General features: G+C 70.5%; 19 protein-coding genes and 2 tRNA genes. 15 read left to right on the plus strand and 6 right to left on the minus strand.

What is annotated here, in order from left to right:
* Nucleotides 1–184: 184 nt before the first annotated feature.
* A complete protein-coding gene (locus ACZ5CR_RS09235; protein WP_003959770.1) occupies nucleotides 185–598 on the minus strand; it encodes an SsgA family sporulation/cell division regulator in 414 nt (137 codons plus the stop codon).
* 191 nt (nucleotides 599–789) lie between these two features.
* Here ACZ5CR_RS09235 and ACZ5CR_RS09240 point away from each other — a divergent pair, with 191 nt between their 5' ends.
* A complete protein-coding gene (locus ACZ5CR_RS09240; RefSeq protein ID WP_468855237.1) occupies nucleotides 790–1,221 on the plus strand; it encodes a TIGR02611 family protein in 432 nt (143 codons plus the stop codon).
* Nucleotides 1,222–1,287: 66 nt separating this feature from the next.
* A tRNA-Val gene (locus ACZ5CR_RS09245) sits at nucleotides 1,288–1,359 on the plus strand.
* A 115-nt stretch (nucleotides 1,360–1,474) separates the two neighbouring features.
* On the opposite strand, the gene ACZ5CR_RS09250 is transcribed toward ACZ5CR_RS09245, so the two are convergent.
* Nucleotides 1,475–3,901, minus strand: coding sequence for an SCO7613 C-terminal domain-containing membrane protein (locus ACZ5CR_RS09250; RefSeq protein WP_468855240.1), 2,427 nt, complete (start codon nucleotides 3,899–3,901; stop codon nucleotides 1,475–1,477).
* A 92-nt stretch (nucleotides 3,902–3,993) separates the two neighbouring features.
* Between ACZ5CR_RS09250 and ACZ5CR_RS09255 the strand changes: the two genes are divergently transcribed.
* Nucleotides 3,994–4,440: an SRPBCC family protein gene (locus ACZ5CR_RS09255; RefSeq protein ID WP_468855243.1), complete on the plus strand. Its 447-nt coding sequence runs from the start codon at nucleotides 3,994–3,996 to the stop codon at nucleotides 4,438–4,440.
* 62 nt (nucleotides 4,441–4,502) lie between these two features.
* Nucleotides 4,503–4,574, plus strand: a tRNA-Val gene (locus tag ACZ5CR_RS09260).
* Nucleotides 4,575–4,646: 72 nt separating this feature from the next.
* On the opposite strand, the gene ACZ5CR_RS09265 is transcribed toward ACZ5CR_RS09260, so the two are convergent.
* Complete coding sequence (locus ACZ5CR_RS09265) at nucleotides 4,647–5,372, minus strand: exonuclease domain-containing protein (RefSeq protein ID WP_468855246.1); 726 nt, start codon at nucleotides 5,370–5,372, stop codon at nucleotides 4,647–4,649.
* Nucleotides 5,373–5,540: 168 nt separating this feature from the next.
* On the opposite strand from ACZ5CR_RS09265, the gene ACZ5CR_RS09270 reads away from it, so the two are divergent.
* From ACZ5CR_RS09270 to thrS, 3 genes are all read left to right on the plus strand, one after another.
* A complete protein-coding gene (locus tag ACZ5CR_RS09270) occupies nucleotides 5,541–6,161 on the plus strand; it encodes a DUF4365 domain-containing protein (protein WP_468855249.1) in 621 nt (206 codons plus the stop codon).
* Nucleotides 6,158–7,399 carry a hypothetical protein gene (locus ACZ5CR_RS09275; protein WP_468855526.1) on the plus strand — a complete coding sequence of 414 codons (1,242 nt, stop codon included), beginning with the start codon at nucleotides 6,158–6,160 and terminating at the stop codon, nucleotides 7,397–7,399. The genes ACZ5CR_RS09270 and ACZ5CR_RS09275 overlap by 4 nt, the downstream gene beginning before the upstream one ends.
* A gap of 143 nt (nucleotides 7,400–7,542) precedes the next feature.
* Nucleotides 7,543–9,519 (plus strand): threonine--tRNA ligase, encoded by a 1,977-nt coding sequence (gene thrS, locus ACZ5CR_RS09280; RefSeq protein ID WP_468855251.1) that lies wholly within the window; start codon nucleotides 7,543–7,545, stop codon nucleotides 9,517–9,519.
* A gap of 61 nt (nucleotides 9,520–9,580) precedes the next feature.
* Here thrS and ACZ5CR_RS09285 read toward each other — a convergent pair whose 3' ends face one another.
* Nucleotides 9,581–10,237 carry a potassium channel family protein gene (locus ACZ5CR_RS09285; RefSeq protein ID WP_468855254.1) on the minus strand — a complete coding sequence of 219 codons (657 nt, stop codon included), beginning with the start codon at nucleotides 10,235–10,237 and terminating at the stop codon, nucleotides 9,581–9,583.
* Nucleotides 10,238–10,304: 67 nt separating this feature from the next.
* Here ACZ5CR_RS09285 and ACZ5CR_RS09290 point away from each other — a divergent pair, with 67 nt between their 5' ends.
* Entirely contained in the window at nucleotides 10,305–10,868 is a 564-nt protein-coding gene (locus ACZ5CR_RS09290) for an HIT family protein (protein ID WP_468855257.1), read from the plus strand.
* On the opposite strand, the gene ACZ5CR_RS09295 is transcribed toward ACZ5CR_RS09290, so the two are convergent.
* Both ACZ5CR_RS09295 and ACZ5CR_RS09300 read right to left on the minus strand, forming a co-directional pair.
* On the minus strand, nucleotides 10,865–12,532 hold the full coding sequence (locus tag ACZ5CR_RS09295) for a hypothetical protein (protein WP_468855259.1): 1,668 nt from the start codon (nucleotides 12,530–12,532) through the stop codon (nucleotides 10,865–10,867). The two genes, ACZ5CR_RS09290 and ACZ5CR_RS09295, sit on opposite strands and share 4 nt — an antisense overlap.
* A 176-nt stretch (nucleotides 12,533–12,708) precedes the next feature.
* The gene (locus tag ACZ5CR_RS09300) at nucleotides 12,709–14,907 is read right to left on the minus strand and encodes an elongation factor G-like protein EF-G2 (RefSeq protein ID WP_468855261.1); all 2,199 of its coding nucleotides are present in this window, start codon (nucleotides 14,905–14,907) and stop codon (nucleotides 12,709–12,711) included.
* Between the two features lie 259 nt (nucleotides 14,908–15,166).
* Here ACZ5CR_RS09300 and pgsA point away from each other — a divergent pair, with 259 nt between their 5' ends.
* The 7 genes from pgsA (at nucleotide 15,167) to ACZ5CR_RS09335 (ending at nucleotide 21,036) form a co-directional block, all read left to right on the plus strand.
* Nucleotides 15,167–15,835 (plus strand): phosphatidylinositol phosphate synthase, encoded by a 669-nt coding sequence (gene pgsA / locus ACZ5CR_RS09305; protein WP_468855262.1) that lies wholly within the window; start codon nucleotides 15,167–15,169, stop codon nucleotides 15,833–15,835.
* On the plus strand, nucleotides 15,832–16,770 hold the full coding sequence (locus tag ACZ5CR_RS09310) for a phosphatidylinositol mannoside acyltransferase (RefSeq protein ID WP_468855264.1): 939 nt from the start codon (nucleotides 15,832–15,834) through the stop codon (nucleotides 16,768–16,770). The genes pgsA and ACZ5CR_RS09310 overlap by 4 nt, the downstream gene beginning before the upstream one ends.
* Nucleotides 16,767–17,927, plus strand: a complete 1,161-nt coding sequence (locus tag ACZ5CR_RS09315) for a glycosyltransferase family 4 protein (protein ID WP_468855267.1) — start codon at nucleotides 16,767–16,769, stop codon at nucleotides 17,925–17,927. Before ACZ5CR_RS09310 ends, ACZ5CR_RS09315 begins: the two co-directional genes overlap by 4 nt.
* A gap of 63 nt (nucleotides 17,928–17,990) precedes the next feature.
* Nucleotides 17,991–18,536: a LemA family protein gene (locus tag ACZ5CR_RS09320; protein ID WP_468855269.1), complete on the plus strand. Its 546-nt coding sequence runs from the start codon at nucleotides 17,991–17,993 to the stop codon at nucleotides 18,534–18,536.
* Nucleotides 18,537–18,695: 159 nt separating this feature from the next.
* Nucleotides 18,696–19,610: a pyridoxal 5'-phosphate synthase lyase subunit PdxS gene (gene pdxS, locus ACZ5CR_RS09325; RefSeq protein WP_393466186.1), complete on the plus strand. Its 915-nt coding sequence runs from the start codon at nucleotides 18,696–18,698 to the stop codon at nucleotides 19,608–19,610.
* 12 nt (nucleotides 19,611–19,622) lie between these two features.
* Entirely contained in the window at nucleotides 19,623–20,231 is a 609-nt protein-coding gene (gene pdxT, locus ACZ5CR_RS09330) for a pyridoxal 5'-phosphate synthase glutaminase subunit PdxT (RefSeq protein ID WP_468855271.1), read from the plus strand.
* A gap of 46 nt (nucleotides 20,232–20,277) precedes the next feature.
* The gene (locus ACZ5CR_RS09335; RefSeq protein WP_389914855.1) at nucleotides 20,278–21,036 is read left to right on the plus strand and encodes a YebC/PmpR family DNA-binding transcriptional regulator; all 759 of its coding nucleotides are present in this window, start codon (nucleotides 20,278–20,280) and stop codon (nucleotides 21,034–21,036) included.
* The last annotated feature ends 66 nt before the right edge of the window (nucleotides 21,037–21,102 follow it).

The following is a 21,102-nucleotide window of genomic DNA, read 5'->3' on the forward strand; positions in this document are numbered from 1 at the left end:
AGGGGCGCCCCGCTCCGCCCCCCCCCCACCCCCCCCCCCCCACCCCCCCCCCACCCCCCCCCCCCCCCCCCCCCCCCCCCCCCCCCCCCCCCCCCCCCCCGCCGGTGTGTCTGCTCTGTTCGATTGTCATGCCCGAGCCGTCGCCCCGAGTCGGACGGCGCCGGGCGCTCTCGCGCGGCCTTGGCTAGCTTTCGGCCAGGATGTGCGAGAGCTCCGTATCCAGATCGAAGTGGCGGTGTTCCGTGCCGGGAGGCACGGCCGCATCGGTGCGCTTCAGGAACGATTCAAGAGCCCGCGCCGGGGCCTCGAGCAGAGCCTCACCCTCGGGGGAGCTCAGGGCGATGCAGACAACACCCTGACCGTGGCTCCGGGACGGCCAGACTCGGACGTCGCCGGTACCGGTGGGCCGGTGCAGGCCCTCGGCGAGGAGGTCGCGGGCGAACACCCATTCGACGGTTTCCTCGGCTCCGGTGTGGAAGGTGGCGTGCACGGCGTAGGGATCGGCCGTGTCATACCGCAGTCCTGCGGGGACAGGCAGTGAGGACTCGCTCGACACAACGAGGCGCAGGTGCAGCTCGCAGCTGACCGTGGTGTTCATAAGCGCCAGGGCCTTTCGCTCAGTGTGCGCTCGGGGATTCGCACGTCGGCGAAATCGACATGCCACCTACGGTGTCGTTGTAAACCCCTCTGAGGGTTTTGGGTGTCTTTAGGTAGCTCGTTCGGCGGGTTGTTTGTTCGGCGCGTACGGCCATTCCGGTGATGGGTTTCCGTCCGGTAGGGTTTGGCCGTATGAATACGGGGAGTAACGAGCCGGAGGTTGCCGAAGCAATCACCGGCACGAAGGACGAACAGCCGCTCGGATCGCGTGCGCCGGAGTTCATCCAGGCCCGCAAGGCGCTGCACCTCAGCTGGCAGGTGGGCGTGTTCATCGTCGGCCTCGCGGTGGTTGTCGCGGGCATCATCATGCTGCCGCTGCCCGGGCCGGGCTGGCTCGTGATCTTCGGTGGAATGGCGATCTGGGCGACCGAGTTCGTCTGGGCTCAGCTGGTCCTTCGCTGGACGAAGCGGAAGGTCACCGAGGCGGCGCAGCGTGCGCTCGACCCCGAGGTGCGCCGCCGGAACATCATCTTGACGACCGTCGGTCTGGTGATCATCGCCGTGCTCGTCGGGATCTACGTCTGGAAGTTCGGCTTCGAGATGCCATGGAAGATCAAGGAGTGACCTCCGGGTGACTCCACGGCGGTCGGAGGCACCCGCTGACATGCGGTAATGTTCTCCGTGCGCCCGGGGCGATTAGCTCAGTGGGAGAGCGCTTCGTTCACACCGAAGAGGTCACTGGTTCGAACCCAGTATCGCCCACCCCGGAACTGCGGCCCGAAGGCTTTAAGCCTTCGGGCCGCAGTCGTATTGGCTCGATTTCCCGTGCGGCGCAAGAGAATTGATGCCCCGTCGGCTGAGATGTGGCAAAGGCGGGTCAGTGCATTCTGCCGAGAACGTCCCGGACCCGGCGCGCGTCGCGCATACGCTGTTCGTACGTCGCGCCTATGGCAAGAAGCAGGAGTCCGGCGAGCGCGGGCGGCAGCCAGCGCGGCAGGGCGTCCACCACTTGGACGATGTAGGGCGCGAGTTCGTGCAGCGCGACCAGAGCGAGTACCGCGCCGCCGAGCGTGAGCGGAGCCTGCAGCCCGTGCCGGGCACCCACCAGAGTGATCAGCAGGGCCGCCGCGCCGAGAAGGAGCGGACGCTGCCAGTGCGCGTCGCTCCAGGCGGCGACGAGGCTCGGCAGGAGCGTCGCCGTGAGGCCGGGGCCGTAGGCCGTCCAGGAGGACGTCTCCGGTACGCGGCGCAGCCGTAGCGCGCCGATCAGGAGCGCGGGGACGGTGACCGGCAGGGTGTAGGCCTCCGGGGTGTCCACGTTCCAGGCGGCCAGGCGTACCCAGGTCGCCAGGAGGAACAGCGCCCCGGCCGCGTACCCGACAGGGCGGCGGTCCGTGCGGAGCGCGGTCCCCGCGGCGATGACACCGCCGAGCGCGAGGGCCAGGGCGAGGGTCGTCGCGTGCTCCGCGGTGAGGACGACGGCGAGTACGCCCGCGAGCGCCCCGGCGATCTCGACCGGCAGCGTCAGCGGATGCCGGCCGAGCCGGGCCGCGACGAGGGCGCCGAGCGCCGGGACGGCGAGCACCAGGAGCCCCGTGTGATCCACTCGCAGGTCCAGGGCGGCCCCCGAGGCGCAGGCGAGCGCGGTGGCGTACGCGATCGTGGCGCAGGCGGTGGTGGCTGCCACGCCCGCAGTGGCCTCCGGCCGGCGGGCGGCGAGCACGGTCGCCGCCAGCGACAGCGCTGCCAGAGCGCTGAATGTGCCGAGGGTGGCCTCAGCGCTGGCCAGCGCCAGGAACGCGGCACTCACCGAGGTCGCGACGGCCAGGCTCAACGAGGTGAGGGCAACCGTCTTCGATCCCACGCGCGACGCGACGGCGAGCAGGGCGGCGGTGAGCGCGACGTACGCCGCCACTCCAGCCGCGTAGGGGAGTTGGAGCGCCGACGGGAGGATGAGGGCGGCGGCCCAGGCGAGAGCCAGGGCGCCGGAGCGGACGGTGCCGGGGTGGTCCGGCCGCCGGGCGGCAGGGTCGGCGGGTGCCGCGGCCCTGGGCAGGAGCCGGGGTGCCGTGACCAGGGTCCCGGCGACGACCGCGAGGACGAGCGAGGCCACGGCGGGGTGCTGCACGGGCAGTCCGGACACAGAGGTGGCGTCACCCATGCCGTCCGGCGCACCCGACCACACCTTCCCGGCCCAACGCGCGGGCCCGGCAAGGGCGGAGACGAGCGCGGGCAGCGTCCACAGCGCCGCCAGCGCGTGCACCAGGAGCGCCGACCCGGCGATCCCGCGCAGGACAGGGCGGGGCAAGGCGGTGCGTACGACCGCCAACAGTGCGACGGCGCACGCCAGATAGCAGGGAACCGTCCACGCGGCGGGGAGCGTCTCGCGCAGCACGCCACCGGCCCCGGCCACCACGAGCAGACCTCCCGCGAACGCCGCACCCGACGCCTGCGGAGGTTCCGTGATCAGCCACGCAGCCACCAGCGCGATCGCCGCCGCAAGGATCAGGAGCCCGCTCGCCCGCGCCGCGTCGGGCAGATCCGCGGCCGCCCAGGACAGGTGGCCGGCGCCCATGGCGCCCCACAGGCCCGCGGCGCAGGCGCCGACGGTCGCGATGACGCGTACGCCCGCGTCGCCGACCCGCAGCGCGACGGCGACGTCGAACGCCGCCGTCACCAGGAGAGCCGCCACCGTCGCGTGGTCGCCCGCGTCCACGGCTCGCGCCCAGAGGAACAAGGGGAGTTGCGCGGTCGCCACGGCCAGCGGCAGAGGCAGCCGCAGCTCGCGGAACGCCAGGCCGTACGCGGCCCACAGCGCGGCGAGCACGGCGGACGCCGCCGCCGCATAGCCGATGCCGTCGGCCTGAGGCAGGGCGACGGCATGAACGGCGTACGCGTCCAGGACGGTCAGGGCCAGGCCGAGCGCGCCCACCGTCTCCGCCGTCGCACGCAGCTTCCGGCGCAGCAGCGGCGCGGGCACGCCCAGCGCCGTCAGCGTCACGGCCGCGAGGACGGCGCTGCGCCCGCCGATGCCCAGGTGCCCCCAGCTCACCAGCGTGAAGGCGATCGCCGCGATCGTCAGCAGGATGCCGCCCAGCGTGAGCAGCACGTTCTGCACGTTCGGCGCAGCGGCCTCGGGGGCGCGGACCGGCCGCGGAGGAGCGGGAGCGGGCCCGGCCGCCGTCTGGAGGGCGCCGAGCAGCCAGGCGCGGCGCCGCAGCAACTGCGTCCTGCGCGCGTCGAGTCGACGCAGCTCCAGATCGAGGATGCGGAGCTCCTCGGCCGGGGGCGGAATGTTCGTCATGTCGGTGGAGTGTGGTCCAGGACACTGCGGCGGGCATCGGTTCGGATACTCAGTACGTACTCAGATCGGCCTCCTACCGGCAGACTCGGTCCATGGACTGGAGCCACTACCGTTTCCGCAGCGTCTGGAACGTACCCGCGCCGACCGCCGACGTGTACGCCGTCCTCGAACGCGCCGAGGACTATCCGGCATGGTGGCCACAGGTGCGCGAGGTGGCGCCCGTGGACGAGCACACCGGCACCGCGCGCTTCCGCTCCTTCCTGCCGTACGACCTGCTCGTCACCGGGGAGGAACGGCGCCACGACCCGGAGGCCGGGATCCTGGAGGTCGCGATGACCGGGGATCTGGAAGGCTGGGCGCGGTGGACCGTCACGACGGTGCCCGGCGGGACGCGTGCGGTCTACGACCAGGAAGTAGTGGTGCGCAAACCACTGATGCGACGCCTCGCCGTTCCCGGGAGACCCGTCTTCCTCCTCAACCACGCGGTGATGATGCGCGCGGGCGAGCGGGGCCTGAAGGCGCACCTCAGGCGGGGCTGACGGCTCTCGCGGAAGCGGTTTGAAGGAAACCCGCGAAGACCTGTATTGTTCAGTCCGTTCCCGGGCGATTAGCTCAGTGGGAGAGCGCTTCGTTCACACCGAAGAGGTCACTGGTTCGAACCCAGTATCGCCCACCCGGAGAATGCCGGTCCGTCACCGACGGACCGGTTTTTTCATGCCCTCAGCTGGTGCCGGGCCGGTAATCCTCAGGCCGCCGCAGGCATTTCGGGACGCAGCGGCCATGCGGGATCCACCGTTTCCGGCGTACCGCTGCGCGCGAACCAGGCCTGCAGGCCGCGCGCCTGAGCCGCGTGCCACACCGCCTGCAGCGCGTGCAGCTCGGCCGGCGAGAGCCGTTCGAGCCGCGAGGCGAAACGCTGCCCCACGGCACGCACGACATCCAGCGCGGCCTGCGCGTCGGCCGCCGCGTCGTGCGCCTCGTCAAGCTCCACCGCGTAGTGCGCGCACAGATCCGTCAGCGTGCGACGGCCCTTGCGATACCGGTCGAGCTGCTTGTCCAGGACCCGCGGATCCAGGACGCACAGCGGCGAGCCCGCCATGTAGTGGTCGAGCGACGACGCGCGGTGCCTGCGCAACTCCCGGTCCAGGATCGTCAGATCGAAGGGAGCGTTCATGACGACGATGGGGCGGCCCGCCGCGCCCTGCTCCGCCAGTTCCCTCGCTATCTCCTCCATCACCGGCGCGGGCCACCGGCCGTTGTGCTGCAGATGTTCCTCGGTGAGGCCGTGTACCGCGGTGGCGCCCTCGGGCACCGGAACGCCCGGGTTCACCAGCCAGCGGGTGATGCGCGGGCGGGTGCCCACGCCTTGCTGGACGACGACGGCGGCCGACACAATGCGGTCGGTCTCGACGTCGACGCCCGTGGTCTCGGTGTCGAATGCGGCCAAGGGCCCCTCGTACCAGCACGTCATAGTGACGCAACTCCTCGTTCATGTCCGGCAGATGGCTTTCCTCCCCTGCCCACGCTGGTGATACCCGGGCCGTTTGCGCTGTACGCGGCCCGGAGACAACAGAGGTACAGGGTTTGGAAGTTGACCGGCCCTCAGTGGGGATTCACTGGTTCGGAAGGCACGTTGAACATGGCGCTCGCGCAGCCCGAACAGGGTGGGCTGCTGCCCGAGCGGATCGCACCGCCGCGCGGCACACTCGCCACCACCGCCTGTATGGAGACCCTTCAGGTCGGTTATCTGCACGCCGTCGCCGCCGCGGCGGGGTGCTCCCTCTCGCAGCCCTTCCCGGACAACGGAATCGACTGGCACGTCAGCCACAGCGCCCCCGGGCACACGGTCGACGACGAAGTCACCATCAAGGTGCAGCTCAAGTGCACGTACCAAATACCGCCGAATCCGCCCTCCCGTCGCCCGCCACCCGTTACGGAAGGGCCTTCGGCCCGGCTGGATCGATTGGGCGCCGCCTTCTCCTTCACGCTCGACAACCCGCACCTGGAGAAGCTCGCCCGCACCCCGGTCGCGGTGCACAAGATCCTGGTCGTGATGCTCGTGCCCCGGTCGCAGGACGACTGGCTGCGCGCCAGTCATGACCGGCTCGACCTGCGGCACTGCTGCTACTGGACCAACCTCGCCGGACACCAGGTGACCGGCCGGCGCAGGACCACCGTGCGCGTCCCGACCTCGCGGATCTTCGACGACAAGGCCCTCTGCGAGATCATGACGCGGGTCGGGACGGGAGGGAGACCCTGATGCACCGCCCGATCGAAGAGCCGCTACGCCCCGCTCGCCCGCACCCCGTTGAAGCCGCGGGCGCCTGGCCCGATCCCCGGAGCTCCCTGGGCCCGCCCGACCCTTCGCAGGTCGACCCCGCCGTGCTCGGCGCGCTGCTCGACCGGCACGGCTGGAACCGGCGCGGGGGAGCGGCCGGACGCTACACCCGCTGGAGCCCGCCGGGACCCGGCGGCTCGGGCACGAGCCTGCTCGTGCCCGAGAACAGAGGCTTCCCCGACTGCGACGACCTGCTCGGCGAGGCGCTCACCGCCCTGTCGCGCAGCGCGTCGCCGTCCGCGCGCGATGTGCTCGTCGGGCTCACCGTGCCCAGCGACGAGATCCGCTGGTGGCGCGATGTCCCCGCGGGGCCCGCGGGCGCCGCGACCTGGCCGGCGGAGGAGCAACTGAGGGCGGCGGCGCGACAGATGCTGCTGGCGGGCGCCCTCGCGGCGCGTGGCCGTGCCGGGTACTACGGGGCGCGGCACCGCGGGCCCGCGGCCGCGTCCCTGGAGAACGTCCTGGTGGGGCCCGCTCCCGGCGGGCGCAAGCTCACCGCGTTCGTGCCCGTCCTGACCGGTCGTCTTCTCGCGGTGCGGCTGCACCAGGCGCTGTACGCGGTCCGCGAGGCCGTCGACTACCACCGCGCCACCGGCGGCATGGACGCCTTCGACGGAGCCGTCGAGGCGGGCGTCAGCCATGAGCTGACGGAGGCCGTCGTGGCCCTGGTGCGGGGCACGGAAGGGGCGCGGGTCGCCGTGGAGTGGGCGCCCGCCGCCGGGGTGCCCGACGGGTGCGCCGTGGACGCCGAGCCCGTCGAGTTCTCGCCCGGTGACCTGCCGGTGCTCCGGGAGGCGGGCGCCCGCTATCTGCGGGACGAGCCGTCGATGCCGGTGCGGATCACGGGGGCCGTCGTGCGGATGCGGCGTTCGGGGCCGCGGGGCGAGGGCACGGTGCGGGTCCGGGTGCTGGCGGGGGTGGACGTCCCGCACGTACGCATGACGCTTGACGAGGAGTCGTATCGCATCGCGGGCCATGCCCACCTGGTGGGGCTGCCGATCCGGGTGCACGGCCGTCTGGAGAGCCGGGGCGGCTTCCGGCGGCTCACCGGGGCATCGGGAGTGGTGCCGGTGCAGGTGGACGAGTCGGAGAAGGACCGCCTGATGAAGTCGCTCCAGGAGCATCTCGACTTCTTCGAGGAGGCGTGCGGCGGGGACTGAGGCGGGGCACGGTCGGGGTGCGGGCAGGGTGCGGGCTGGGTCGGGGAGATAACCGTTTCGCGATGGGCGCCCCCGGCTCGGTACGATTCGTATCGCGTGCAGGAGCAGATCTGCCGCGACCCCCTTCAGGTAGGAGAAGACCGGTGTCAGACGTCCGTGTGATCATCCAACGCGATTCCGAGCGGGAAGAGCGCGTGGTGACGACGGGCACTACGGCCGCCGAACTCTTCTCCGGTGAGCGCACCATCGTCGCCGCCCGCGTGGCCGGCGAGCTGAAGGACCTCGCGTACGCCGTACAGGACGGCGAGGAGGTCGAGCCGGTCGAGATCTCCTCCGAGGACGGCCTGAACATCCTGCGCCACTCGGCCGCTCACGTGATGGCGCAGGCCGTGCAGGAGCTCTTCCCGGACGCCAAGCTGGGCATCGGCCCGCCGGTCCAGAACGGCTTCTACTACGACTTCGACGTCGAGAAGCCGTTCACGCCCGAGGATCTCAAGGCCATCGAGAAGAAGATGCAGGAGATCCAGAAGCGTGGCCAGCGTTTCTCGCGCCGCGTCGTCACCGACGAGGCAGCCCGCGAGGAGCTCGCCGACGAGCCGTACAAGCTGGAGCTCATCGGCATCAAGGGCTCCGCGTCCAGCGACGACGGCGCGGACGTCGAGGTGGGCGGCGGCGAGCTGACCATCTACGACAACCTCGACCCGAAGACCGGCGACCTGTGCTGGAAGGACCTCTGCCGCGGTCCCCACCTGCCCACCACCCGCAACATCCCGGCGTTCAAGCTGATGCGCAACGCCGCCGCGTACTGGCGCGGCAGCGAGAAGAACCCGATGCTCCAGCGCATCTACGGCACCGCCTGGCCCACCAAGGACGAACTCAAGGCCCACCTGGAGTTCCTCGCCGAGGCCGAGAAGCGCGACCACCGCAAGCTCGGCAGCGAGCTGGACCTCTTCTCCATCCCGGAGCAGATCGGCTCGGGCCTCGCGGTCTTCCACCCCAAGGGCGGCATCATCCGCCGGGTCATGGAGGACTACTCGCGGCGCCGCCACGAGGAGGAGGGCTACGAGTTCGTCTACACCCCGCACGCCACCAAGGGGAAGCTCTTCGAGACCTCGGGCCACCTGGACTGGTACGCCGACGGCATGTACCCGCCCATGCAGCTCGACGAGGGCGTGGACTACTACCTCAAGCCCATGAACTGCCCGATGCACAACCTGATCTTCGATGCGCGCGGGCGTTCCTACCGTGAACTGCCGCTGCGCCTCTTCGAGTTCGGCACGGTGTACCGGTACGAGAAGTCGGGCGTCGTGCACGGTCTGACCCGTGCCCGCGGCTTCACCCAGGACGACGCGCACATCTACTGCACCAAGGAGCAGATGGCGGACGAGCTCGACACGACGCTCACCTTCGTCCTGAACCTCCTGCGCGACTACGGCCTGACCGACTTCTACCTGGAGCTCTCCACCAAGGACCCGGAGAAGTTCGTCGGCTCTGACGAGGTCTGGGAAGAGGCCACCGAGACGCTGCGCAAGGTCGCCGAGAAGCAGGGCCTGCCGCTGGTCCCCGACCCGGGCGGCGCCGCCTTCTACGGCCCGAAGATCTCCGTGCAGTGCAAGGACGCCATCGGCCGCACCTGGCAGATGTCGACCGTGCAGCTCGACTTCAACCTGCCGGAGCGCTTCAACCTCGAATACACCTCGCCGGACGGCACCAAGCAGCGTCCGGTGATGATCCACCGTGCGCTCTTCGGGTCGATCGAGCGGTTCTTCGCGGTGCTCCTGGAGCACTACGCGGGCGCGATGCCGCCGTGGCTCGCTCCGGTGCAGGCGGTGGGCATCCCCGTCGGGGACGCGCACATCCCCTACCTCCAGGAGTTCGCGGCCGAGGCCAAGAAGAAGGGCCTGCGGGTCGAGGTGGACGCCTCCTCGGACCGCATGCAGAAGAAGATCAGGACGCAGCAGAAGCTGAAGGTCCCCTTCATGATCATCGTCGGTGACGACGACATGAACGCGGGCACGATCTCCTTCCGCTACCGCGACGGCTCGCAGGAGAACGGCATTCCGCGCGACCAGGCGCTCGCCAAGCTCCTCGACGTGGTGGAGAGCCGCGAGCAGGTGTGATCCGTCCCCGCCCAGGCGGGGAACAGGCGGGAAGCAGGCGGGAAAGAGGCCCCCGGGACGTTCAGCGCCCCGGGGGCCTCTCGTCGTCCTCCCGCGCGAACACCTGGAGCAGCCACGAGGAGAACGACCCCGTCACCGCGCCGAGCAGCGCGAGGCCGCAGAACATCAGACCCACCGCGATCAGGCGCCCCATCGGCGTCACGGGTGTCTCGTCGCCGTAGCCCACGGTCGCGAGCGTGGCCGACGCCCACCACACGGAGTCCCCGAAGGTACGGATCGTCGCGCCCTTCGCCGCGTGCTCGTACTGATAGACGCCGAGGGACGCGGCGAAGCCGAGAAGCAGCGCCGAAAGACCGGCGTACGTGACCACGCGCGCGTGCAGCGCCAGACGCGGCCTGCCGTGCCTGCGCTGGACCCTCTCGTAGATGTGCACGACGCGCAGCGGGCGAAGGAGGGGCAGGACGAGGACGAGGGTGTCCAGCCAGTGGGTGCGTACGAAGCCGAGGCCCTGGCCGCTCAGCCGCCACCGCACCGCGTAGTCCACGGCGAACGCGGCCCAGGCCGCGAAAAGCACCGTGAGGCAGACGCCGCGCCACACCCCGGGCAGCCCCGAGGCCAGGACCAGTACCGCGTACGAGGTCAAGTAGAGGAGCGAGGCCACCGCGAGCAGTGCCTCCGTGCGTTTCTCCCAGCGCGCCTGACGGCTGTCATCGGTCATCGCCCCAGCTTCGCGGTGCTGCGCCCGGCGGGCGCCCCGCCGACACGGTTCGATCGGGCCAAGTCATATGCTTCACTGCATGACGAGTGAGCCGGAGCAGCAGATCGGAGTGGGGACGCAGGACGCGTTCCAGCGCCTGTGGACGCCCCACCGGATGGCGTACATCCAGGGCGAGAACAAGCCGAGCGGTCCGGGAGCCGACGACGGCTGTCCCTTCTGCTCCATCCCGGCCAAATCCGACGAGGACGGTCTGGTCGTCGCGCGCGGCGAGCAGGTGTACGCGGTGCTCAACCTCTACCCGTACAACGGCGGTCATTTGATGGTCGTGCCCTACCGCCACGTCGCCGACTACACGGAGCTGACCGCCCCGGAGACGGCCGAGCTCGGTGAGCTCACCAAGCAGGCCATGACGGCGCTGCGGACGGCGTCCGGCGCGCACGGCTTCAACATCGGCATGAACCAGGGCTCGGTGGCGGGCGCCGGCATCGCCGCGCATCTGCACCAGCACATCGTGCCGCGCTGGGGCGGGGACACGAACTTCATGCCGGTCGTCGGGCACACGAAGATCCTTCCGCAGCTCCTCGCGGACACCCGCACGATGCTCGCCGACGCCTGGCCCACCGCTCGCTAGGCGTCGTACACGTCCGCCTTCCTCGGCATCGGGTCCTGGATCATTCCGCTGAGGAGGCCGGAGCGGTTGCCGAACTTCTCGGTGTCCACGCCGTTCTCCTCGAGGACCTTGATGGCCGCCGAGTGCACCACGCGGAGCACCGGCGTGGCCGCGCGCAGCGCGTCGTCGGCCATGAAGCGGTGCCGCCACGGCTTGTCGGCCCAGGCGTGCCGCAGGCCGAAGGGCTCGGGCAGGACCAGCTTGCCGCCGAGGTGGTCAAGGACCGGCGGGTACCAGGTGAAGGGGGCGCGGAGCGCGAGGCGTACGACCTCGTCCGCGTTGACGAGCGGCAGCTTGCGCTCCGTGGTCTCCCAGAACTTGATGGGCTTGGAGACCTTCTTGACCTTCGGGCTTGGCTTGCTGGTGAACAGGGAGTGGACCGGGCCGAGCGCGTGGCCTGTGACCTCGATGCGCAGGGTCTCGTGCAGGACGGTCACCGTGATCAGCATCGTGATGACCAACTGGCCGTCCCAGAGGGTGAACTGGCAGCCCAGATAGTGCCGGTCGCCGCCGCCGAACTGCTGCTCGTTGCAGATCCGCTGTATCTCGTGGCCCCGGACCTGGAAGGCCTCGACCTCGGTGCCGCTGGGGCGGGACACCGCGCCCGCGTTCTCCCCGATGGGGGAGACGATCCAGTGCTTTATCGACGGGGTCGGGAAGCCTCCGGTGTGCAGCTGGCCGCGCTCGATGAGGCGCAGCTGGTCGTGCACCGCCCGGATGATGTCCCAGCTGCGGAACGGGTGGATCTCCGTGCCCTCCTTGCCGGGGACCAGCTCCTCGGCGAGCTGCCAGCTGCCCCAGCGCGTGCCCATGCCCAGTATTCCCTTGGGCCCCGCGTAGAAGACCGAGTTGCTCTGCTGCTCGGCGGAGAGGCGGGCCAGGCCCTGCCGGAGCTGCTCGGCGGCCGTCTCGCCCGGGCTGCCCGGCACCGCCTCGGGGATCTTGGCGCCGATGCCACCGCCGGAGAGCAGACTCGACCAGCGCTCGCGCAGGTCTCTGGCGGTGCGCTCGGCGATCAGCTTGGCCCAGAACCAGCCCACCACGGGGATGACGATCGCCGCGCGTATGTACCAGCCGAGGAAGCCGTGGATCGGCAGCTTGATGAGAAAGATCACGGCGAGGACGCCCACGGCCACCAGGACGGCCGTGGCGAGTGCGCTCGCCCGCTTGTTGTCCCGCTTGATGACCGCTTGCTTGGCGGCGAAGAGCAGCAGCCAGACGAGGAGTCCGGGCAGGAAGAGCAGCCCGCACAGCACCATCACGACGGTGAGCCAGCGGTCGCGCTCCTTGCGGATGTTGTTCGCCGCGAGGCAGTGCTCGACGATCGACTGCGGTTCCATGCCGAAGGACTGGATCAGCGGCTTACGGGCGCCGCCGAGCATCCGGACCTGCACGGCCCGCGAGAACGCCTCGCCCAGATTCGGCGCGAAGAGCGAGAAGAGGCCGTCCTTGACCTCGGACTTGTGCCATTCGTTGTTGGCGTCGAGGATCTTCGCGGCCTTGTCGTCGCGGTACGCGGCCGAGGCCAGGGCGTGGGTAGCCGCCGTCTGCCCTGCGGCCCCGGACAGCGGGACCTGGGCCCCGGGCCTGAAGTCGAATACGTCGTCCGCCACTGCCGCCCCCATCGCCGCAAGACCTTCACTGCTGCGGCTCTTCCCGACTTCCCTGCCTGGCACACCTGTTGATCAGGTCATCAGCGTATCTGTGCGCACCGACATCCGGCAGGGGACATCCGGATGCCACCCGCTCGCGCAGGGCGTAACTGGCGGCATCCGGTGGGTCGTCCCCCGGAAATTCTCAACTAGGAGACGTCCTGGGCCTGTTCACGAATCCTCTCGGAGATCTGTGGCGGCATGGGTTCGTGGCGTGCGTACGAGCGGCTGAAACGCGCGGTGCCCTGGGAGAGGGACCTCAGGTCCACGGCGTAGCGCCCGATCTCGATCTCGGGCACCTCGGCTCGTACGAGCGTGCGCCCGCCGGGTGCCTGTTCGGTCCCGATCACCCGGCCGCGGCGCCCCGAGAAGTCGCTCATCACCGCCCCCACGTGGTCGTCGCCGACCAGGACCCGCACCTCGGCCACCGGCTCCAGAAGGTGGATCCTCGCGTCGGCCGCCGCCTCGCGCAGGGCGAGCGCGCCCGCCGTCTGGAACGCGGCGTCGGAGGAGTCCACCGAGTGCGCCTTGCCGTCGAGCAGCGTGATGCGCACGTCGATGAGGGGGTAGCCGGCGGCCACACCCCTCGTGGCCTGCGCGCGCACGCCCTTCTCGACGGACGGGATGAACTGCCGGGGCACGGCGCCGCCCACGACCTTGTCGACGAACTCGATGCCGCTGCCGCCCGGCAACGGTTCGACCTCGATCTCGCATATCGCGTACTGGCCGTGGCCGCCGGACTGCTTCACATGACGGCCGCGTCCACCCGACCTGCCCGCGAACGTCTCCCGAAGGGAGACCTTGTGGCTCACGACGTCGACCTGCACGCCGTACCGGCTGCGCAGGCGCTCCAGGGCGACGTCCGCATGCGCCTCGCCCAGGCACCACAGCACCACCTGGTGGGTGTCCTGGTTCTGTTCGAGTCGCATCGTCGGGTCCTCGGCGACCAGGCGGGAGAGCCCCTGGGAGAGCTTGTCCTCGTCCGCCTTGCTGTGCGCCTGGATGGCGAGCGGCAGGAGCGGGTCGGGCATGTCCCAGGGCTCCATCAGGAGCGGGTTGTCCTTGGCCGAAAGGGTGTCGCCCGTCTCGGCGCGGTTCAGCTTGGCGACGCAGGCCAGATCGCCCGCGATACAGCTGGTGAGCGTGCGCTGCTGCTTGCCGAAGGGGGAGGAGAGGGCGCCGATGCGCTCGTCGACGTCGTGGTCCTCGTGGCCGCGGTCGGCCAGGCCGTGCCCGGAGACGTGCACGGTCTCGTCGGGACGCAGGGTGCCGGAGAAGACGCGTACGAGCGAGACACGCCCCACGTACGGGTCGGACGCGGTCTTCACCACCTCGGCGACGAGCGGTCCCCCGGGATCGCAGGTCAGCGCGGGCCGCGCCTGGCCGCCCGGTGTGGTGACGGCGGGCGCCGGATGCTCTAGAGGCGTGGGGAAGCCGCCCGTGATCAGCTCCAGGAGCTCCACCGTGCCGATGCCCTGCCGGGCGCCGTCGGACGCGGGGGCGGCCGCGAGCACGGGGTGGAAGGTGCCGCGTGCCACGGCGCGTTCCAGATCGTCCACGAGGGTCTTGAAATCGATGTCCTCGCCGCCGAGATAGCGGTCCATGAGGGACTCGTCCTCGCTCTCGGCGATGATCCCCTCGATCAGTTTGTTGCGCGCGTCCTCGATGAGCGGGAGCTGGTCCTCGCCGGGTTCGGACTCTTTGCGTTCGCCGGACGCGTAGTCGAAGGTCCGCTGCGAGAGCAGCCCGACCAGGCCGGTCACCGGCGCGTGCCCGTCAGGACCCTTGGCGCCGTGCAGCGGCAGGTACAGCGGCAGTACGGCGTCGGGGTCGTCGGCGCCGAAAGCCTCGGCGCAGGTCCGCGTCATCTCCCGGAAGTCGGCGCGGGCCGCCTCCAGGTGGGTCACCACGATGGCCCGCGGCATGCCGACCGCCGCGCACTCCTCCCACACCATGCGGGTCGCGCCGTCCACGCCGTCCGCCGCCGAAACGATGAAAAGGGCCGCGTCCGCTGCGCGCAGACCGGCCCGTAACTCGCCGACGAAATCGGCGTACCCAGGGGTGTCCAGGAGATTGATCTTGTAGCCGTCCCATTCGACGGGGACCAGGGACAGCTGCACGGAGCGCTGCTGCCGGTGCTCTATGTCGTCGTAGTCGGAGACGGCGGTCCCGTCCTCCACACGGCCCGCCCGGTTCACCGCCCCCGCGGTCAGCGCGAGGGCCTCCACCAGAGTCGTCTTGCCCGATCCGCTGTGGCCGACCAGCACCACATTCCGTACGGACGCGGGGTGGTCGGCCGTTGTAGCCCTGCCGGCGGCTCCGGTATGTCCGTTCGCCTTGTCGCCCATGCCTTGGCCTCCCGGTCACGTGCGCGGTGAGGAGGCACCGCCCCCTCGGGGATGCTGGCTGCTCGCGGACACGCGGGGGCCGTGTGCGGGTCGGCTCCGGCGACGCCCGCGGTGCTTTCGAGCTTTCCACTCGGGTCACTGTGCGTCCATACGTCGTACGCGATCGTGAGGGGGCGAGCCGGTCCGTCAAGGGCGTGACTACGATGGGCCAGCCGGTGGCCAACAGGGCCGCGCGGCTCACCGACCCCTCGGGAAGGCCATGCTGAACAAGTACGCGCGTGCATTCTTCACGCGTGTTCTCACACCGTTCGCCGCGTTTCTCATCCGTCGCGGCGTGAGCCCCGACGCGGTCACGTTCATCGGTACCGCCGGTGTGGTGGCGGGCGCGCTGGTCTTCTTCCCCCGCGGAGAGCTGTTCTGGGGCACGATCGTCATCACGCTCTTCGTGTTCTCCGACCTCGTCGACGGGAACATGGCGCGGCAGCTGGGACGCTCAAGCCGCTGGGGAGCCTTCCTCGACTCGACGCTCGACCGGGTCGCCGACAGCGCGATCTTCGGCGGCCTCGCGCTCTGGTACGCGGGCTCGGGCGACAACGACGTCCTGTGCGCCGTCTCCATCTTCTGCCTGGCCAGCGGCCAGGTGGTCTCGTACACGAAGGCGCGCGGCGAGGCGATCGGCCTGCCCGTCGCGGTCAACGGCCTGGTGGAGCGCGCCGAGCGCCTGGTGATCGCGCTGGTCGCCGCGGGCCTCGCGGGGCTGCACAAGTTCGGGGTGCCCGGCATCGACGTACTGCTGCCCATCGCCCTGTGGATCGTCGCCGTCGGCAGCCTCGTCACCCTCGTCCAGCGTGTCGTGACCGTGCGCAGGGAGTCCGCCGAGGCGGACGCGGCCACGGGGGCCGCGCAGGGCAGTGAGGCCACGCCGTGAAGGACCGGCTGACCGACGCGCTCTACGGAGCCGCCTGGAGCTCGGTCAAGAAGCTCCCCGAACCGGTGGCGGTGCGCCTGGGCCGGACCATCGCCGATGCCGTGTGGAAGCGGCGCGGCAAGGGCGTCCTGCGTCTTGAGGCCAACTACGCGCGCGTGGTGCCCGACGCGAGCCCGCAGCGCCTCGCCGAGCTGTCCAGGGCGGGCATGCGCTCGTACCTGCGCTACTGGATGGAGTCGTTCCGGCTGCCGTCGTGGAGCCGGGAGCGCATCAAGGAAGGCTTCGACGGCACGGACCTGCACCACCTGACGGACGGCCTCGCCTCCGACAAGGGCGTCATTCTGGCGCTTCCGCACCTGGGCAACTGGGACCTGGCGGGCGCGTGGGTCACCACGAAACTCGAGACTCCGTTCACGACGGTCGCCGAGCGGCTCAAGCCCGAGACGTTGTACGACCGTTTCGTCGCCTACCGCGAGGGCCTCGGCATGGAGGTCCTGCCGCACGAGGGCGGCTCGGCCTTCGGCACGCTGGCGCGGCGGCTGCGCGCGGGCGGCCTGGTCTGTCTCGTCGCCGACCGGGACCTCTCGGCGTCCGGCGTCGAGGTGAAGTTCTTCGGGGACACCGCGCGGATGCCCGCGGGGCCCGCGATCCTCGCGCAGCAGACGGGGGCGCTGTTGCTGCCTGTGACCCTCTGGTACGACGAGACACCCATCATGAAAGGGCGTGTTCACGCCCCCATCGACGTCCCCGAGACAGGTACCCGTACGGAGAAGACGTCTGTCATGACGCAGGCGCTGGCAGACGCCTTCGCCACGGGTATCGCCGATCATCCGGAGGACTGGCACATGCTGCAGCGCTTGTGGCTCGCTGATCTCGACCCCGCGAAGGGGCCCGCCGACGGTTCCGGGCACCTCGCCGAGGGGACCACCCCGTGAGGATCGGCATCGTCTGCCCCTACTCCTGGGACGTGCCGGGCGGCGTCCAGTTCCACATCCGCGACCTGGCGGAGCACCTGATCCGCCTCGGGCACGAGGTGTCCGTACTGGCCCCCGCGGACGACGAGACCCCCCTTCCGCGGTACGTCGTGTCGGCGGGCCGCGCCGTTCCCGTGCCGTACAACGGCTCGGTGGCCCGGCTCAACTTCGGGTTCCTCTCCGCCGCGCGGGTGCGGCGCTGGCTGCACGACGGCACGTTCGACGTCGTCCACATCCACGAGCCGACCGCGCCATCGCTCGGGCTGCTCACGTGCTGGACGGCGCAGGGGCCGATTGTGGCCACTTTCCACACGTCCAACCCGCGTTCCCGGGCGATGATCGCCGCGTATCCGATCCTGCAGCCCGCCCTGGAGAAGATCCGCGCGCGCATCGCGGTCAGCGAGTACGCGCGCCGCACGCTCGTCGAGCACCTGGGCGGCGACGCGGTCGTCATCCCGAACGGCGTGGACGTCGACTTCTTTACGAAGGCCGAGCCCAAGGCGGAGTGGCAGGGCGGCACGATCGGCTTCATCGGGCGCATCGACGAACCGCGCAAGGGCCTTCCGGTGCTGATGAAGGCGCTGCCGAAGATCCTCGCGGAGCGCCCGGACACCCGGCTGCTCGTCGCGGGACGCGGCGACGAGCATGAGGCTGTCTCCTCGCTGCCCGTCGAGATGCGCGAGCGCGTGGAGTTCCTCGGCATGGTCAGCGACGAGGACAAGGCGCGGCTGCTGCGCAGTGTCGACGTGTACGTCGCTCCCAACACCGGGGGCGAGAGCTTCGGGATCATCCTCGTCGAGGCGATGTCGGCGGGCGCACCCGTCCTGGCCAGTGATCTGGACGCCTTCGCGCAGGTCCTCGACCAGGGCGCCGCGGGCGACCTGTTCACCAACGAGGACGCGGACTCGCTGGCCGCGGCGGCCCTGCGCCTCCTGGGCGACCCCGCGCGCCGCGAGGAGCTGCGGGAGCGCGGGAGCAAGCACGTGCGCCGCTTCGACTGGTCGACGGTGGGCGCCGACATCCTCTCGGTGTACGAGACGGTCGCGGACGGAGCGGCGGCGGTGGCCGCCGATGAACGCTCGGGCTTCCGGGCGCGCTTCGGGCTGGCACGGGACTGATCGCCGCCGCTCCGGTGGGCCCGGCGGTCATGCGGACGGGCCGCCTGGACTAGCCTCGGGCCGGTGACCTCGACACTGATCTGGATCGCGGTAGCCCTCTTCGCGATCGGCCTCTACCTGAGCTGGACCGCGGGCAGACTCGACCGGCTGCACGCGCGCATCGACGCGGCCCGCGCCGCTCTCGACGCCCAGCTGCTGCGCCGTGCCTCGGTCGCCCAGGAGCTGGCCACCTCGGGGGTGCTCGACCCGGCGGCCTCCATCGTGCTCTACGAAGCGGCGCACGCGGCCCGGCAGGCGGAGGAGGAGCACCGCGAGGTCGCCGAGAGCGAGCTCAGCCAGGCGCTGCGCGCGATCTTCGGCGAGGCGCAGCAGGTCGAGGTGATCCGCGAGGCCCCCGGCGGCGACGAGGCGGCGACCGAGCTGGCTGCGGCCGTGCGCCGGGTGCCGATGGCCAGGCGCTTCCACAACGACGCCGTACGCGCGGCACGCGCCCTGCGCAGGCACCGCAAGGTCCGCTGGTTCCGCCTCGCGGGCCACGCGCCGTTCCCCATGGCCTTCGAGATGGACGACGAACCGCCGGTCGCGCTGGTGGACCGCGCGGCCGCGTAGAGCCCACCGCCTGACCGCGTAGCACCCCCGTATCCTCGCTGACCAGGTGCGTTGGGGAAAAATGAGCCACCGGTCACCCATTGGCCCTTGCTGTGGACTGGTCGCAGGGAGTCTCCTCGTAGTCGCAGGAACCCGTCTTCAGCGAGCGAGGTCAACTCCGTGTCCAGCACCCCTTCCAGCAGCAACCAGTCGCCCGAGACCGGCACCGCGCGCGTCAAGCGCGGCATGGCCGAGCAGCTCAAGGGCGGCGTCATCATGGACGTGGTCAACGCCGAGCAGGCGAAGATCGCCGAGGACGCCGGCGCCGTGGCCGTCATGGCCCTGGAGCGGGTCCCCGCCGACATCCGCAAGGACGGCGGCGTGGCCCGGATGTCCGACCCGAACATGATCGAAGAGATCATCGAGGCCGTCTCCATCCCGGTCATGGCCAAGTCCCGCATCGGCCACTTCGTCGAGGCCCAGGTGCTCCAGTCGCTCGGCGTCGACTACATCGACGAGTCCGAGGTGCTGACCCCGGCCGACGAGGTCAACCACAGCGACAAGTTCGCCTTCACGACCCCGTTCGTGTGCGGCGCCACCAACCTGGGCGAGGCCCTGCGCCGCATCGCCGAGGGCGCGGCCATGATCCGCTCCAAGGGCGAGGCCGGTACCGGCAACGTCGTCGAGGCCGTGCGTCACCTGCGCCAGATCAAGAACGAGATCGCCAAGCTGCGCGGCTTCGACAACAACGAGCTGTACGCCGCAGCCAAGGACCTGCGCGCCCCGTACGAGCTGGTCAAGGAGGTCTCCGAGCTCGGCAAGCTGCCGGTGGTCCTCTTCTCGGCCGGTGGCGTCGCCACCCCCGCCGACGCCGCCCTGATGCGCCAGCTCGGTGCCGAGGGCGTCTTCGTCGGCTCCGGCATCTTCAAGTCGGGCGACCCGGCCGCGCGCGCCGCCGCCATCGTGAAGGCCACCACCTTCTACGACGACCCCAAGATCATCGCGGACGCGTCCCGCAACCTCGGCGAGGCCATGGTCGGCATCAACTGCGACACGCTCCCCGAGGCCGAGCGCTACGCGAACCGCGGCTGGTAAGGCACTCCGTAGATGAATGACACCCCTGTAGTCGGCGTCCTGGCACTCCAGGGCGATGTACGGGAACACTTGATCGCCCTGGCCTCGGCGGACGCCGTGGCCAGGCCGGTCAGGCGCCCCGAAGAGCTGGCCGATGTGGACGGCCTGGTCATCCCGGGCGGCGAGTCCACCACCATCTCCAAACTGGCTGCCCTCTTCGGCCTGATGGAGCCCCTTCGCGCGCGCGTGCGCGGCGGTATGCCGGTCTACGGCAGCTGCGCGGGCATGATCATGCTCGCCGACAAGATCCTCGATCCGCGCTCGGAGCAGGAGACCTTCGGGGGCATCGACATGATCGTGCGCCGCAACGCCTTCGGGCGGCAGAACGAGTCCTTCGAGGCGGCCGTCGACATCGCGGGCATCGACGGCGACCCCGTGGAGGGTGTCTTCATCCGTGCCCCCTGGGTCGAGTCGGTCGGCGCGCGCGTCGAGGTGCTCGCCGAGCACGAGGGGCACATCGTCGCCGTACGCCAGGGCAACGCGCTCGCGACGTCGTTCCACCCGGAGCTGACGGGCGACCACCGGGTGCACGAGTTGTTCGTCGGGATGGTGCGGGGGAACGCGGCGGTGGGATCCTTGTAGGATCTCTGCGTTCGTACAGGTTGGGTAACGCGAAGGAGACAGGCAGATGTCCGGCCACTCTAAATGGGCTACGACGAAGCACAAGAAGGCCGTGATTGACGCCAAGCGCGGCAAGCTCTTCGCGAAGATGATCAAGAACATCGAGGTCGCGGCCCGCACGGGCGGCGCCGACGTGTCCGGGAACCCGACCCTCTTCGACGCCATCCAGAAGGCCAAGAAGAGCTCGGTCCCGAACAAGAACATCGACTCCGCGGTCAAGCGCGGCGCCGGTCTCGAAGCCGGTGGCGCCGAGTACGAGACGATCATGTACGAGGGCTACGGCCCGAACGGCGTCGCGGTGCTCATCGAGTGCCTCACGGACAACCGCAACCGCGCGGCATCGGACGTACGCGTCGCGATGACCCGCAACGGCGGCTCCATGGCCGACCCGGGCTCCGTCTCCTACCTCTTCAACCGCAAGGGCGTCGTCGTCGTCTCCAAGGGCGAGGGCGAGCTGTCCGAGGACGACGTCCTGGGCGCGGTCCTGGACGCGGGCGCCGAAGAGGTCAACGACCTCGGTGAGTCCTTCGAGGTGCTCAGCGAGGCCACCGACCTGGTCGCGGTCCGTACCGCCCTCCAGGAGGCCGGCATCGACTACGACTCGGCCGACGCCAACTTCGTCCCGACCATGCAGGTCGAGCTGGACGAGGACGGCGCGCGGAAGATCTTCAAGCTCATCGACGCGCTCGAGGACAGCGACGACGTCCAGAACGTCTTCGCCAACTTCGATGTGAGCGACGAGGTCATGGAGAAGGTCGACGCCTGAGTCCGGCGAGTCCGGTCGGTCCGGCCCCGGACCGGCCGTGCCACGGCTTTCGCTGACGGGCCGACA

The organism is Streptomyces sp. NPDC031274, assembly GCF_055570235.1.